At 64.8% G+C, this 14588-nt stretch carries 13 protein-coding genes and 1 pseudogene; 6 read left to right on the top strand and 8 right to left on the bottom strand.

The genetic code is table 11. From position 1 onward, the window contains the following. Positions 1-3: 3 nt before the first annotated feature. From CTR2_RS22540 to CTR2_RS22520, 5 genes are all read right to left on the bottom strand, one after another. Positions 4-543 (bottom strand): CbrC family protein, encoded by a 540-nt coding sequence (locus CTR2_RS22540; protein WP_087084462.1) that lies wholly within the window; start codon positions 541-543, stop codon positions 4-6. Between the two features lie 12 nt (positions 544-555). Next, a complete protein-coding gene (locus CTR2_RS22535; protein WP_087080808.1) occupies positions 556-1047 on the bottom strand; it encodes a low molecular weight protein-tyrosine-phosphatase in 492 nt (163 codons plus the stop codon). Further along, entirely contained in the window at positions 1044-1412 is a 369-nt protein-coding gene (locus CTR2_RS22530) for a hypothetical protein (RefSeq protein WP_087080810.1), read from the bottom strand. The genes CTR2_RS22535 and CTR2_RS22530 overlap by 4 nt, the downstream gene beginning before the upstream one ends. 101 nt (positions 1413-1513) lie before the next feature. Beyond that, positions 1514-2584, bottom strand: coding sequence for an adenosine deaminase family protein (locus CTR2_RS22525; RefSeq protein ID WP_087080812.1), 1071 nt, complete (start codon positions 2582-2584; stop codon positions 1514-1516). A 50-nt stretch (positions 2585-2634) separates the two neighbouring features. Next, on the bottom strand, positions 2635-3420 hold the full coding sequence (locus CTR2_RS22520) for a sulfite exporter TauE/SafE family protein (RefSeq protein ID WP_087080814.1): 786 nt from the start codon (positions 3418-3420) through the stop codon (positions 2635-2637). A gap of 45 nt (positions 3421-3465) precedes the next feature. On the opposite strand from CTR2_RS22520, the gene CTR2_RS22515 reads away from it, so the two are divergent. Then, a complete protein-coding gene (locus tag CTR2_RS22515) occupies positions 3466-6036 on the top strand; it encodes an ABC transporter permease (RefSeq protein WP_087080816.1) in 2571 nt (856 codons plus the stop codon). 261 nt (positions 6037-6297) lie between these two features. On the opposite strand, the gene CTR2_RS22510 is transcribed toward CTR2_RS22515, so the two are convergent. After that, a complete protein-coding gene (locus CTR2_RS22510; RefSeq protein ID WP_087080818.1) occupies positions 6298-7173 on the bottom strand; it encodes a LysR family transcriptional regulator in 876 nt (291 codons plus the stop codon). A 212-nt stretch (positions 7174-7385) separates the two neighbouring features. Between CTR2_RS22510 and CTR2_RS22505 the strand changes: the two genes are divergently transcribed. From CTR2_RS22505 to CTR2_RS22485, 5 genes and pseudogenes are all read left to right on the top strand, one after another. After that, positions 7386-8870, top strand: coding sequence for an MFS transporter (locus CTR2_RS22505; RefSeq protein WP_409021400.1), 1485 nt, complete (start codon positions 7386-7388; stop codon positions 8868-8870). Beyond that, complete coding sequence (locus CTR2_RS22500) at positions 8860-9264, top strand: group II truncated hemoglobin (RefSeq protein WP_087080822.1); 405 nt, start codon at positions 8860-8862, stop codon at positions 9262-9264. Before CTR2_RS22505 ends, CTR2_RS22500 begins: the two co-directional genes overlap by 11 nt. A gap of 94 nt (positions 9265-9358) precedes the next feature. Continuing rightward, complete coding sequence (locus tag CTR2_RS22495; protein ID WP_140400975.1) at positions 9359-11449, top strand: bifunctional 2',3'-cyclic-nucleotide 2'-phosphodiesterase/3'-nucleotidase; 2091 nt, start codon at positions 9359-9361, stop codon at positions 11447-11449. A 97-nt stretch (positions 11450-11546) separates the two neighbouring features. Then, positions 11547-12134, top strand: a complete 588-nt coding sequence (locus tag CTR2_RS22490) for a LemA family protein (protein WP_087080824.1) — start codon at positions 11547-11549, stop codon at positions 12132-12134. 4 nt (positions 12135-12138) lie between these two features. Further along, a pseudogene (locus tag CTR2_RS22485) lies at positions 12139-13167 on the top strand (M48 family metalloprotease). A 63-nt stretch (positions 13168-13230) separates the two neighbouring features. Here CTR2_RS22485 and CTR2_RS22480 read toward each other — a convergent pair. Beyond that, positions 13231-13887, bottom strand: a complete 657-nt coding sequence (locus CTR2_RS22480; protein ID WP_087080826.1) for a Smr/MutS family protein — start codon at positions 13885-13887, stop codon at positions 13231-13233. Beyond that, positions 13884-14576 carry a RadC family protein gene (gene radC, locus CTR2_RS22475; protein WP_087080828.1) on the bottom strand — a complete coding sequence of 231 codons (693 nt, stop codon included), beginning with the start codon at positions 14574-14576 and terminating at the stop codon, positions 13884-13886. The genes CTR2_RS22480 and radC overlap by 4 nt, the downstream gene beginning before the upstream one ends. Positions 14577-14588: the final 12 nt, after the last annotated feature.

Raw genomic sequence — 14588 nt, 5'->3', positions numbered from 1 at the left:
GCCTCAGGTGCAATCGGTATGCAGCCGGTGCGTGCCGCACTCCATACAGCGAAACAGATAGCCACCCACGGGATCGCCGGTCTTGCTGATGGCCTGCAGATAACGCTCGGGCATGCCGGCGATATCGCCTTGCAGCTCGGCCTGCAGAGTCTGGATTTCGGCGTAATCGGTGTAGCCGAGAAAGGCGCAGGGCTGATCGCAATGCACCAGCCATTGCTCCTGCTGCCAGCTGTGATAGCTGGGCGTGCGTTCGCAGACTTCCAGCAGCAGCACGTGATCCATGACGATGCTGTCAGGTTCGTCGGGATCGGCGCTCACGCCTTCAATGCCCAGGTAGTCGTTGAATTCACCCTCGTAGCGCTGGGCTGCGCTGCCGTCGGCAATGCACCAGGGGCAGAGATAGTCCGGCTCTTCGCGGCTGTAAAACGAGCTGTTGTACTTGAGCTCACGCGCTTGGCCGCAGCAGGAGCAGATACCGCTTTCGGTCACAAACAGATCCAGCGCATAGGCATTGGGGCTGAGACGAAATTTCGGCAAATCCATGGAGAGCTCCATTCAGGTCTGGCGATTCTGGACGATGTTTTGCAGCAGATTTCGGCAGGCATCTTCCACCAGATCGAGCACATGCTCGAAGCCGCGCTCGCCACCGTAGTAGGGGTCGGGCACCTCCTGGTCCCCGAAGTGCTGGCAGTAATCGGTCAGACGATGCAGGCGCTGCTGCTGTGCAGGGCTGGCCAGGCGGCGGGCGGCGGATTCATTGGCGCTGTCCATCACCAGTACCAGATCGAAAGCGTCGAAATCCTGCTTCGTCAGCTGCCGCGCACGCTGTCGGCTGAGGTCATAGCCCCGGCGGCGTGCATGTTGCTGGCTGCGGGCATCGGGCGCCTCGCCCACGTGATAGCCGTGCGTGCCGGCGGAGTCCACCTGCACCCGATGCTGCAGACCCGCATCCGCCACCATTTTTTCCAGCACGCCATGGGCCGTGGGGCTGCGGCAGATATTGCCGGTGCAGACCATCAGGACGCGGACGGGTTTGGCGGCGCTCATGGCTGATCCTGGCCGGTGGCCTGTGCCTCGGCCATCCTGGTTTCCAGTGTGCGGATCTGGGTCTTGAGCTGGCGCATGCTGCTTTGCATGGTCACGCCCAGAAGGCGGCGCATGCCTTCGAAGAACAGCACCATGAAGAGCACCACGGGCAGAACGCCCCAGCGCAGCCAGGGCGAGGCCTGGTTGAGCCAGGCCACGGCGCAGACCACCACGGCCATGGCCACTGCAAGATAGTTCCATTTCCTCGAACTTTGCATCTTGCTTTCGTACTTCTGCGCAGTGGCCTCGAGCTGCTGCTCGGTGACCCTGAGTTTGGCAATGGATGCCTGAATCTCTTCAAGGCTGGCGGGCTTGTCTGATGGCATAGGGCAGATGGTCGGTAGGAGAGGAGGCGGGCGTAATGCCTGTCTTAATCAATTTCTATAGCTTAAAGCGCTTGCTGGAAAAGCTATACGGCGATATTTGATCAGAATTGGTGTGTGCGGCTCAATGCATCGAACTCGGCACCCCACTGCTGGCGCAGGCTGCGCTTTTCGCTCTCGTCTATCCAGGCCGCATCGATGCCGTTGAGCATGAAGTCCCTGAGGTCGGCCATCGAAAAGCCGAAGTCGCTGACCATCTTGGTCCAGGCTCCCGTGGGGTTCACATGGTGCAGCGTGGGGTCGTCGGTGTTGGGGTGCACGCGAAGGCCCAGGCCGGGCATCTGGCGTATCGGGTGGTCCAGCGCCCAGCGCTCGGGTGCCAGCGTGCGCAGATAGTAGGAATTGGTCGGCACCACGGTGAACACAATGCCCAGGTCGGCGCAGCGCTTGGCCAGTTCGGGGTTGTCGATGACCGTGTAGCCGTGGTCGACGCGGTCCACCTTGAGAGTCTCAATGGCTGTTTGCAGATTGTTCCAGGGCAGGCCGAACTCGCTGGCATGGGCCGTGGTCTTGAGGCCGTTGCGACGCGCCAGCGCATAGGCTTCGACAAACAGCTCGGGCGGGCGCTCGTTTTCACGGTAGTCGATGCCGATGCCGGGCACATCGTCATGGCGGTTGTCCAGCATCCATTGCACCATCTGCACGGCAGCCTCGGCCGGGGCTTCGCGGTCGATGGATGGCACCAGGCGGCCACGTATGCCGCAATCCTTTTGCGCGGCTGCGGCGCCGGCGAGAATGGCTTGCTGGGCGACGGCATAGCTCATGCCCGAGCATTGGACCGTGCCCGTGGGGTTCCAGAAGAATTCGGCATAGCGCACATGGTGGGCGGCGGCATCCTGCAGATATTCATAGGTAATGCGCTCCAGATCGGCCGGCGTCTGCAGCAGCCACTCGTCGAGTGCGCGCAGCACGCGCAGCACGCCCACGGGCTTCTCGCCGCGCGTGTAGAAGGCCTCGATCTCTTCGGGAGTCAGCGGCGCTTTGGCGCGCTGCACCAGTTCGATGAAGGTGTTTTTTCGGACCGTGCCCAGCAGGTGGCAGTGCAACTCCATCTTGGGGATGGCATGGGCAAAGGCGGTCAGTTCAGGTGTGGGGGCGGTAGGCGCGGCATTCATGCCGCCGATGGTAGTGGCTTGCGATCAGCCTTGCCGTAGGCAGTTCTACGTTACGGTGCCAGGAACAGCCGCGGCACGGACGCCGCCAGCATGGCGATGCCCGAGCAGGTCAGCAAGCTCAGCACGATCTGGCGAAAGCGGGCATCGCTCACGCCCTTGTAGACACGGGTGCCGAAGATCACGGGCACCAGCACGGCGGGCAGCACCACGGCAAACGACTGCCACATGGCGGGCTTGACCATGCCGGTGGCCAGATAGCTGGCCATGGTGACGGCCAGCACCGAGAGGTTGAAGTTCTGGATCACCGTGCGCTGCACATGGCGCTCAAAGCCGCGCAGCGTGCACCACAGCGTGGGCACGGTGCCGCTGAAGCCGCCCAGTCCGCCCATGGCGCCACCGACGAGGCCCGCAACCGCATCGCTGCAGCGGGCCATCAGACCGCCGCCCAGCGTCAGCCGGGGCAGGTGGGCACTGAGCAGCATGGCGGGGCACCACAGCACCAGCAGACAGCCCAGGCCGAACTTGAACCAGTCCATATTGAGATGCGGCATCAAGGCCACGCCCATGGGAATGCCGGCCAGACCGCCGGCGATGAACGGCAGCAGCGATTTCCAGTGAAATTCGCGCCGCACGGTGAAGGCCGCAATGATCTGGCCCGTCAGCGAGCCGAACACCGAGAGCACGGCGGCCAGCTGCGGCTCCAGCACCCAGGCCCAGAACGACATGGCCACCATGCCGAAGGCAAAGCCCGACAGCCCCTGCACAAAGCCCGCCACCGCAGCCCCCAGGGCCACCACCAAGATCACTTCCACGTTCTGGTCTCCGTCTGAAGGCATCGATTATCGTCCCGCTCAAGCAGGGCATTGCCATGCAGTTTGGGCATGGCGGCAGGCCGCTGCGCTATCGTGCAGACCATGCAAGCATCATCTGTCTGGATTCTGGGGCTGCGCAATCTCTGGCGCGATCTGCGCGCTGGCGAGCTGCGCCTGATCATCGTGGCCGTGCTGCTGGCCGTGGCGGCACTGAGCTCGGTGGGCTTTTTTGCCGACCGCCTGCAGGCCGGCCTGCAGCGTGACGCCCGCCAGTTGCTGGGTGGCGATGTGGTGGTGGTCAGCGACAACCCCGCTCCCGCGGTTTTTGTGCAGCAGGCACAGCAGCAGGGGCTGCAGACCGTGGCCACGGCCAGCTTTCCGACCATGGCGCGGGCCGCTCAGGAGCAGGGTGGTGCCAGCCGTCTGGTGGCGCTCAAGAGCGTGGAGCCCGGCTATCCTTTGCGCGGCGTCCTGCATCTGAATCAGGGAGCGGGCCAGCCGGATCTGGAAGTGCGGGCGATTCCTGAACGCGGCCATGCCTGGGTCGACGCGCCGCTGCTGGAGGCGCTGGGCCTGAAGCTTGGCGACCGGCTGTTGCTGGGCGATGCGAGCTTTCATGTCTCGCACATCATTGCCATCGAGCCCGACCGTGGCGCGGGCTTCATGAGCTTTGCCCCGCGCGTGATGATCAACAGCGCCGACCTGCCCGCGACGCGCCTGGTTCAGCCCGCCAGCCGCATCACCTATCGGCTGGCCGTGGCGGCGCAGACAGACGCCGGGCGCGGCGCGCAGCGGGCCGCGCAGGACTATCTGGGTTGGGCGCAGGAACTGGCCAAGAGCCTGCATGGCGTGCGTGTGGAATCGCTGGAGAGCGGCCGCCCCGAGATGCGCCAGACCCTGGACAGGGCCGAGAAGTTCCTGAGTCTGGTGGCACTGCTCTCGGCGCTGCTGTCGGCCGTGGCCGTGGCACTGGCTGCGCGTGCTTTTGCCAACAGCCATCTCGATGCGTCTGCCATGCTGCGCGTGCTCGGCCAGAGTCAGCGCCGGATTGCCCTGGCCTATGTGGTGGAATTCGTGAGCATTGCTCTGGCCGCCAGCGCGGCCGGCGTGCTGCTGGGCTGGGCCGTGCACCATGTGTTTGTCTGGCTGCTGGCCGGACTGGTCGAGTCCGCTCTGCCTGCGGCGAGCCTGTGGCCCGCATTGTTCGGCATGGGCATGGGGCTGACCCTGTTGCTGGCTTTTGGCCTGCCGCCCGTGCTGCAGCTGGCGCAGGTGCCGCCGCTGCGCGTGATGCGGCGCGATCTGGGGGCGCTCAAGCCCGCATCGTGGCTGGTGCTGGGTGTGGGCGTTACGGGTTTTGCGGCCTTGCTGATGGTCGCCAGCCGCGACATCAAGCTGGGCCTGATTGCCGTGGGCGGCTTTGCCGTGGCCGTGCTGTTGTTCGCGGGCCTGGCCTGGCTGGCCGTCAAGCTGCTGCGGCAGGTGGTCAATGAGAGCACGGCGCCGCGCTGGCTGGTCATGGCCACGCGCCAGGTATCGGCCAAACCCGTGTATGCCGTGGTACAGGTCAGCTCGCTGGCCGTGGGGCTGCTGGCCCTGGTGCTGCTGGTGCTGCTGCGCACCGATCTGATTGCCAGCTGGCGCAAGGCCACGCCGGCCAATGCTCCCGACCGCTTTGTCATCAATGTCCAGCCCGATCAGGCGCAGGACTTTCAGGCCGCGCTGAAAAAGGCCGGCGTGCACAGCTATGACTGGTATCCCATGATTCGCGGCCGGCTGATTGCCGTCAACGGCAAGGCTGTCAGCCCCGAGGACTATGAGGAGGATCGCGCCAAGCGTCTGGTGGACCGGGAGTTCAATATCTCCACGGCTGAAACCATGCCGGATCACAACCAGATCGTGGGCGGCCGCTGGCAGGCGGGCGAGCAGGGTGCGATCAGCATGGAAGAAGGCATTGCCAAGACCCTGGATCTGAAGCTGGGCGACACGCTGCGCTTCGATATCGGCGGAGAGGAGAGCGAAGCCCGCATCACCAGCCTGCGCAAGGTGGACTGGAGTTCCATGCGCGCCAACTTCTTTGTGATCTACCCCGTGAAACATTTGGAGAATGTGGCCGTGACCTACCTGGCGGCCTATCGTGCGCCCGACATCAAGGGTTTTGACAATGCGCTGGTCAATGAATTTCCGAACATCACCAATGTCGACCTGAGCAGCACGCTGGCCCAGGTGCAGCAGGTGATGGACCAGGTCATACGCGCAGTGGAGTTTCTGTTCGGCTTCACGCTGGTGGCGGGTCTGGTCGTGCTGTTTGCCTCTGTCACCGGCACGCGTGAGGAAAGAGCGCGCGAGTACGCCATCATGCGCGCCGTGGGCGCTAGATCGGGCCTGCTGCAGCAGGTGCAGAGCGCCGAGCTGGCCGGCGTGGGCCTGATGGCTGGCTTTCTGGCCAGCTGCGTGGCCCTGGCCGTGGGCTGGGCGCTGGCGCGCTGGGTGTTTGATTTCGAGTGGAATGTGCTCTGGTGGGTGCCCCTGGTGGGCGCGCTGGCGGGCGCATTGCTGGCCTGGCTGGCCGGCTGGTGGGCGTTGCGCGAGGTGGTCAGCCGCCCGGTGATGATCACGCTGCGCCAGGCGGCCGAATAAGAACGTGTTTCTGATCTCTACGCAGCCGCGTTGGAGCGCAATCGGGATGAGTTCGAAGCGATGGTCCGCCGCTTGCACTGGGGTGCAAGCAAGGGCCAGCGTGCAGAAATCGCCCGATTTCGCGCTAACACTTCGGGACAGTGTCTTTGCGGAGCCCGATCGGGGGCGGTCTGCGGTGTTGCGCGCGGGGGCCGCCCCCTGGCATCCCATCCCGCAAAGCCACTGTCGCGGCGCGAGGAGATCGTAAGCACGTTCTAAGTGCTAGCCCTTGAACAGCCGCTCGCTTGCAAAGTCCACAAAGGCCCGGACCTTGGGCGAGAGCTGGCGGCTGGAGGGCCAGAGTGCGGAGAACTGCCCGCTATGCGTGAGCTGCTCGGCCAGCACCTGCTGGAGCTCGCCACGCGCCAGTGCGTCGCGGGCCAGGAAGTCGGGCATATAGGCCAGGCCCAGGCCGGATACGGCTGCGCCCAGCATGGCTTCCATGTTGTTGCAGACCAGGGCGATGGGCATGGTCGGCAGCCCGGGCAGCGTCCACTCCTCGAGCTTGCCGCTGTTCAGAAAGCGATAGCGCAGGCTGCTGTGTCCGGCAAGGTCGGCCGGCGTCAGCGGCAGGCCGCGCTCGGCCAGATAGGTCGGCGAGGCGGCGATAACGAAGCGAAACGGCCCGAGCCGGCGCGCCACCAGCCGCGAATCGGCCAGTTCGCCGCTGCGGATGACCACATCGAGGCCGGCTTCGACGACATCGACCAGATGGTCGTTGAAGTCCAGATCCAGCTCCACCTCGGGATAGCGGGCCTGGAATTCGGGCAGCACGGGCAGCAGAAAGCGGTAGCCGATGGTGGGCAGGCTCACGCGCAGCCGACCGCGCGGCGCTTCGGCGGCGGCCTGCATGGCCGCGCGTGCATCGTGCAGCTCGTCGAGGATGCGCCGGCAGCGTTCGTGAAACAGAGCGCCTTCCTGCGTGAGGCGCACCTGGCGTGTGGTGCGATGGAACAGGCGCAGGCCCAGTTGCTGCTCCAGGCGTGCCACGTTCTTGCCCACGGCCGAGGCCGAGATGCCAAGCGCGCGGCCGGCCTCGGCAAAGCTCAGAAGATCGGCGGCACGTACAAAGGACTCAAGTCCGCTGAAGCTGTCCATGGTGATTGGCAACCTTTGGTTGGGATTGTGGGGAGTTTCACGGCTATTTTTGTTTGATTGGATCGCTTTTATCGTCCATGCCTGATTGATTCACGAAGCCCTCCATGTCCTGCTCCTCTTCCTCATCCCGCCCGCAGGCGGACCTTGCTGTTTGCGCCCGCCGCGCATCGCCTGCCTGGGTGCTGCTGTCGGTTTGCCTGGCCGCACTGGCCATGCCGCTGAGCTTTACCGGGCCGGCCGTGGCGCTGCCGGCGCTGCGCGAGGCGCTGGGCGGCGGCCCTCTGGCGCTGAACTGGGTCACCAATGCCTTCATGCTGAGCTTCGGCGCCACACTGATGGCGGCAGGAGCGTTGGCCGACGTCTACGGGCGGCGGCGCGTGTTTCTGGCGGGGCTGGCCGTCGTGGTGGGCAGCGTGCTGCTGCAGGTCTGCCTGCAGGGCAAGGGGGCCATCATCGGCTTCGATCTGCTGCGGGCGCTGCAGGGGCTGGGCGCGGCCGCTGCACTGGCGGCAGGCACGGCCGGCCTGGCCCAGGCCTACGATGGTGCCCGGCGTACCCGGGCCTTCAGTTTCGTGGGCACCTCCTTTGGTGTGGGGCTGGCCTTCGGGCCCTTGCTGTCGGGCTGGTTGCTGCAAAGCTGGGGCTGGCGCAGCGTGGTGCTCAGCGCCGCCGTCGCGGCATTCGCTGCGCTGCTGCTGGGCCTGCGCCATATGCCGGAGTCGCGCAATCCGCAGGCACAGCGGCTGGACCTGCCGGGCGCACTGTCGTTCACGCTGGCGCTGGCTCTGTTGACCTGGGGCATGCTGCAAGTCCCGGAAACGGGCTGGTCGCATGGGCGCACATGGCTGCCCCTGGCGGCTGCCCTGCTGGCGGCAGCGGCCTTTGTGCAGATCGAGCGCCGCAGCGCCCACCCCATGCTGGACCTGTCGCTGTTCCGCTATCCGCGCTTTGTCGGCGTGCAACTGCTGGCTGCAGCACCTGCCTATGCCTTCGTGGTGCTGCTGGTGCTGCTGCCGCTGCGCTTCATCGGCGTGGAAGGCCTGGCGCCGCTCGCGGCCGGGCAGCGCATGTTCGTGCTGTCGCTGCCCATGCTGTGCGTGCCGTTGCTGGCGGGTTGGCTCTCGCGCTGGCTGTCGGCCGCCGTGTTGTGCGGGGCGGGGCTGCTGGTCTGTGCCACCGGCTTGCTGTGGCTGGGCCGTTGCGCGCCCGGCGCGGACCTGGCGCAGATGGCCGCGCCGCTGCTGCTGATCGGGTTGGGCATAGGCCTGCCCTGGGGGCTGATGGACGGGCTGGCCGTGACGGTGGTGCCGCGCGAGCGTGCCGGCATGGCCACGGGTATCTTCAGCACCGTGCGTGTGGCAGGTGAAGGCATTGCCCTGGCCGTGGTCGGGGCGGCGCTGGCAGCGCTGCTGGCGCGGGAGCTGGCGGCCATCTGGCCGTCCATGCAGCATGGCTCGGCCGTGGCCCAGATGCTGGTCACCGGCAATATGCGGGGAGCGCTGGCGCTGATGCAAGGCGCATCAGCCTCAGAGCTGCTCAAGGCCTATGGCCTGGCCTTTTCCAGCTTGCTCGATGTGCTGGCCGGCGTGACGGTGCTGACGGCTGTTGGCGTTTTCGCATTCCTGCGCTCGGGTACGGACATGCCGCATGTCCGACAATCGGGACTGACTCGCAAAGCCGCTACACATGCAGATTGAAGAAAAGCCCCCGTTTGATACCCCCTACGAATGGATAGGTGGCGAAGACAAAGTCCAGCAACTGGTAACCCGCTTCTATGACCTTATGGATCTGGAGCCTGGCTACAAGGAACTGCGCGCCGCCCATGGCAGCACGCTGGCCGACGCGCGCCAGAAGCTGTTCTGGTTTCTCTGCGGCTGGCTGGGTGGCCCCGACTATTACCAGGACCGTTTCGGCCATCCGCGTCTGCGCATGCGCCATATGCCGTTCTCGATCGGCATTCAGGAGCGCGACCAGTGGGTGGCCTGCATGGATCAGGCCATGGGCGAGACCGAGGTGCCCGAGGCCTTGCGCACGCGCCTCAAGGCCAGCTTCATGAACACGGCGGACTGGATGCGCAATCGCGGCGCCTGAGTTCTTGCCCTTGGCTTCAAAGCGTCAAATTTCCTTCATGACGCTGTAAAAAGCCCTGCCGACACTGCCTGTTTTTCAACAAGCAGGGTCAACCATGCAGGATTTCGATTTGCCCGGCGCAAAGCTGCGCTCGGGCGGTTTCTTCTCGGCATTGCAGCAACGCCGCCATGTGCTGACGGCGGTGGGCTGTGCAGCATTGCTGGCAGCCTGCGGCGGCAGCGACGACGGCAGCACAACGCCTGTCAGCGCGCAGCCTGCCACGGCGACGCTGGCCGTTCTGGAGACCACGGATCTGCACTTCAATGTGCGCAGCTATGACTATTTCAAGCTGGCGGAAGACAAGACCTATGGCTTCGAGCGCACGGCCACGCTGATCCGTGCGGCTCGCAAGGAATTTGCCAACACGCTGCTGGTGGACAACGGCGACACCATCCAGGGCACGGCCCTGGCCGACTACGAGGCCGAGGTAAAGCCCATACCCTGCACGCAGCAGCTGTCCATGTACAAGGCCATGGGCGCGCTGAGCTTTGATGCCGGAACGCTGGGCAATCACGAATTCAACTACGGCCTGCCCTTTCTCAACCAGGTGCTGGGCGGCGGTCTGGATGTGGATGGCGTGGATGCCAGCCAGAAATGCGCGGGCAATGGCTATCCGGCCGTACTGGCCAATGTCTACAGCAGCAAGACCAAGAAGCCGCTGGTCCAGCCCTATGCCGTGCTGGAACGCACCATGGTGGCCAAGGGCAGCGATGGCAAGGAAGTCAGGCTGCCCATCAAGATCGGCGTGATCGGCTTCACCACGCCGGGCATCATGAACTGGGACAAGCGCTATCTGGAAGGCAAGGTCTACACCGAAGGCGCGGTCGAGACGGCCAGCAAATATGTGCCAGAGTTGCGCGCCAAGGGCGCCGATGTGGTGGTGGCGCTGCTGCATGGTGGTCTGGATGGCTCGGCCTACTCGGCCACCATGGAGAACCCCGGCCTGTATCTGTCCAAGGTGGCGGGCATCGATGCCATGGTCATGGGCCATCAGCACAGCGTGTTCCCCGATCTGTCGGCCAAGCCCGCCTACAGCCAGAGTGGTGTGGACAACCAGGCTGGCACCATCAACGGCGTGCCTGCGGTCATGGCCAGCTCCTGGGGCAAGGCTCTGGGCGTGATCCAGCTGCCGCTGCAATGGGACGGCAAGAAGTGGAGCGTAGCCAAGACCGGTAGCAAGAGCGAGCTGCGCAACATCCAGAACAAGGATGCCGCAGGTGCCACGGTGTTTGTGGATGCCGATCCGGCCGTTGCGCCGCTGATCGAGGCACAGCATCAGGCGGCCATCAGCTATGTGAAGACGCCCATAGGCAGCACTGACTTCCGCATGAGCACGCTGTTTGCCGATGTAGGCGATCCCGGTGCGATCCAGATCGTCAACCAGGCACAGCAGGCCTATGTGGCCAGCTACATCAAGGCCAATCTGCCCCAGTACGCCAGCCTGCCCGTGCTGTCGGTGAGCGCGCCGTTCAAATCCGGCTTCCAGGGCGGCAAGGACTTCACCGACGTGGCAGCCGGCTCGCTCGCCATCTACAACGCGGCCGACCTGTATCTCTACCCCAACACCGTGTACGCGGTGAAGGTCAATGGCGCCGACATCAAGAGCTGGCTGGAAGCTGCTGCCAAGCGCTTCAACCAGATCGATGTGAACAAGACGGCCGAGCAGCCCTTGATCAGCAGCTTCCCGGGCTACAACTTCGATATGTTCACCACCGCCGATGTGCAGTACGAGATCGATGTGACCCAGCCGCTGGGCAGCCGCATCAAGAACCTGAGCTATCTGGGCAAGCCCATGGATACGGCGCAGGAGTTTGTGATCGCCACCAACAACTACCGTGCCACTAGCGGTGCCAGCTTCATCCCCAAGCTTGACGGCTCGTCGGCCATCTGGGCATCGCCCGATGCGAACCGCGATGTGGTGATCGAGTATGTGCGCAAGAACCCGCAGATCACCAGAGCGGCCAATGGCGCAGCCAAGAGCTGGCGCTTTGCCAAGGTGACGACGGCCGGCCCGGTGGTGTTCAGCTCCGGCACCAATGCCTTGAGCGTGGCCCAGGCCGCGGGCCTGTCGGGCGTGTCTATGCTGGCGGCCGATGACGGCTCGGGCAAGGGCATGAGCAAATATCAGCTCGATCTGTCCAAGTAAGCTGCGTTGTCGCAAACACTGCCGTCGTGGCCCCAAAGGCCACGGCGGCTTTTTTCTGGGACTGGCTATGATGCGAGAAAATTTTCAGGGAGAGGGTATGACGGCATATATCGCGCTGGCAGTGGTTGTGGTGATCGTGATCTGGGCAATTGCCCTCTACAACCGCTTGCGCACGCACAAGAACCAGGTGGAGAACGCGTTCGCGCAGATCGATGTGCAGCTCAAGCGCCGTCATGACCTGATTCCCAATCTGGTGGAGGTAGCACGCGGCTATATGCAGCATGAGGCCCAGACGCTGGAAGCTGTGATTCGCGCACGCGGCGAGGCCGTCAGCGCAGCCGACAAGGCGCGCCAGTCGCCGGGCAAGGCGCAGGCCATGGGGGCACTCATGGCTGTGGAGCAGGTGCTGGGAGGTCAGGTAGGCCGTCTGATGGCGCTGGCCGAGGCCTATCCCACGCTCAAGGCCGATGCCCGCATGCAGCAGCTCAGCGAAGAAATAACCAGCACCGAGAACCGCATCGGTTTTGCGCGTCAGTCCTATAACGACGAAGTGCTGGAATTCAACAACCAGGCCGGACAGTTCCCGGATCTGATCGTGGCGCGGCTGGTGGGTTTTGTGCATATGGACATGCTGGCTTCGACTCAGAGTGAGCAGGAACGCGCCGTCCCTCAGGTCCGGTTCTGAGCGCATGCGTTTCTGGGAGCGACAGCGCGAAGCCAGGCGCAGCACGCGCTGGTTGCTGCTGGTGTTCGGCCTGTGCGTGCTGGCTGTGGTGGCATCGGTGCATCTGGGCCTGATGCTGGCCTGGTGGCTGGGCACTCTGGCATTCGGCGGCTGGGACTATCCCACGGGCTTTGCGACGGTGAATATCGGCGTGACCTTGCTGCTGGTGCTGGGCGGTTGCTGGATAGAGCTGGACCAGCTGCGCCACGGCGGGCGCAAACTGGCCCAGCGCGTGGGAGCACGCGAGGCCAGACCCGGCAGCTCGCTGGCCGAGCAGCAACTGTGCAATATCGTCGATGAAATGTGCATTGCGGCACACTGGCCTGCGCCCCAGGTCGCGGTGCTGGCGCGGACCGAGGCCATCAATGCCTTTGCGGCGGGCTGGGATGCGCAGGACGCCGTCATCGCCGTGACCCAGGGGGCGCTGGACCAGCTTAGCCGCGAAGAAATGCAGGGCCTGGTGGCGCATGAGCTATCGCATCTGCGCGAGGGCGACACGCGGCTGAACATGCAGCTGGCCGGCATGGTCTACGGGCTGGAGCTGATTCACAACTTCGGCCAGAGCCTGCGCGAGCGCGACAGCATTCTTACGCAATGGTTCGGTCTCTTCATACAGGCCGCGGGCTTTGTCGGCTGGCTAGGCGGTCAGTTGCTCAAGGCCGCCGTATCGCGCCAGCGCGAATATCTGGCCGATGCCCGCGCCGTGCAGTGGACGCGCAGCAAGGATGGGTTGGGCGGCGTGCTGCGCAAGGTGCTCACGCAGCGTGAACTGGCCGAGCAGCAGTACGGCAGCTGGCAGCAGGACACGCGCAGCCACCAGGGACTGGACAAGCGCATCGTGTAGCACATGCTGCTGGCCGAAACACCCCATGCCAGCCGCCTCGAAGACTGGCTGGAGTCCCACCCCACGGTGCCCGAGCGCATACGCCGCATTTACGGTCGCAACATGCGACCGCTGCCCTTGCCGCTCAATACCGTGCCACAGGGAAGATGAGACTTCTGGGCTCAAACCCAATGGAGATAAGCACTAGCAGCTATCGGATTGGAAGCAAGGGGCTCAGAACAACTTGCGCTTGCCCGGCTGCAGCAACACCACCAGCGCGCCCGCGCCTCCTTCGGCCGGGCGGGCCTGGACAAAGGCCAGCACCTCTTTCTTCTGCACCAGCCAGCGCTGCACCTTGCCCTTGAGCACGGGGGTGCGGCCCGGCGATCCCAGGCCCTTGCCGTGGACGATGCGCACACAGCGCACGCCCGTGCGGTGCGACAGCCGGATGAACTGGCCCAGCGCCTCGCGGGCTTCGTCCGAGCGCAGGCCGTGCAGGTCCAGCTGGCGCTGAATGCTCCAGTGGCCGCCACGCAGCTTGTGTGTCACGTCGAGACCGATGCCGGGGCGGCGAAAGCTCAGCTGATCGTCCACGTCCAGCAAGGTGCTGACATCGAACTCGTCGCTCATGGCTTCGCGCAGCACGTTCTGCTCGTCCAGCACCATCTGCAGGGGCAGAGGGGAGGGGGCCGGCTCCAGAAAGCTGACTTCGTTGCGCGAACGCAGTGGCGTGACCTTGCCGACGCTGAGCGCAAACAGATTGCGCTCACGCTCGCGCGCTGCACGCGCCTCGGCTTGCGCAAGGGCGAGGGCTTCGGCCTGTTCGCGCATCTGCTTGAGATGGCGGGAGATGCCGGCCAGATCCTGCAGCGAGCGGTGTGCATGGCTCATAGCAGACCCTCCTCGGCCATGGAGCAGGCAGCGCCCGGCCCGACGATGATGTGGTCGAGCACGCGAACATCGATCAATGCCAGGGCTGCCTTCAGTATGGTGGTCAGAGAGCTGTCGGCACTGCTGGGCTGCGCGTTGCCGCTGGGGTGGTTGTGTGCCAGTATCACCGCGCCGGCCTGATGGTGCAGGGCGCGCAGCACGACTTCACGAGGGTAGACGGAAGTTTGCGTCAAGGTACCGCGAAACATTTCTTCAAGAGCCAGCAAGCGGTTCTGGCTGTCCAGAAACAGCACGGCAAACACCTCGTGCGGCCTAGCCGCCAGATGCAGCTGCAGATAGTGCTTGACGGCCTCGGGGGAGGAAAAGACTTCCCGCTCGCGCAGCTGCTGAGCCGTGGCACGGCGGGCCAGCTCCAGCACGGCCATCAGCTCGGCGCGCTTGGCCGGACCCAGGCCTTTGACGGTTGTCAAAGCCTGGTAGTCGGCAGCCAGCAGTCCGGCCAGACCGCCTGTTCCCTGGCGATCACCGGGCAGCTCCAGCAATTCCTGCGCCATCTGCAGCACCGTCTTGCCGGCCATGCCGGTGCGCAGAATGACGGCCAGCAGCTCGGCATCCGAGAGCGCAGCCGCACCCCGCTGCGCGAGCTTTTCGCGCGGCTGGGCATCCAGGGGCAGGTCTTTGATGGGCATGGGTGTCAGTGC

It is taken from the genome of Comamonas thiooxydans (genome assembly GCF_002157685.2).
GTDB lineage: Bacteria > Pseudomonadota > Gammaproteobacteria > Burkholderiales > Burkholderiaceae_C > Comamonas > Comamonas testosteroni_H.
This window is presented reverse-complemented; position numbering and strand designations above follow the sequence as displayed.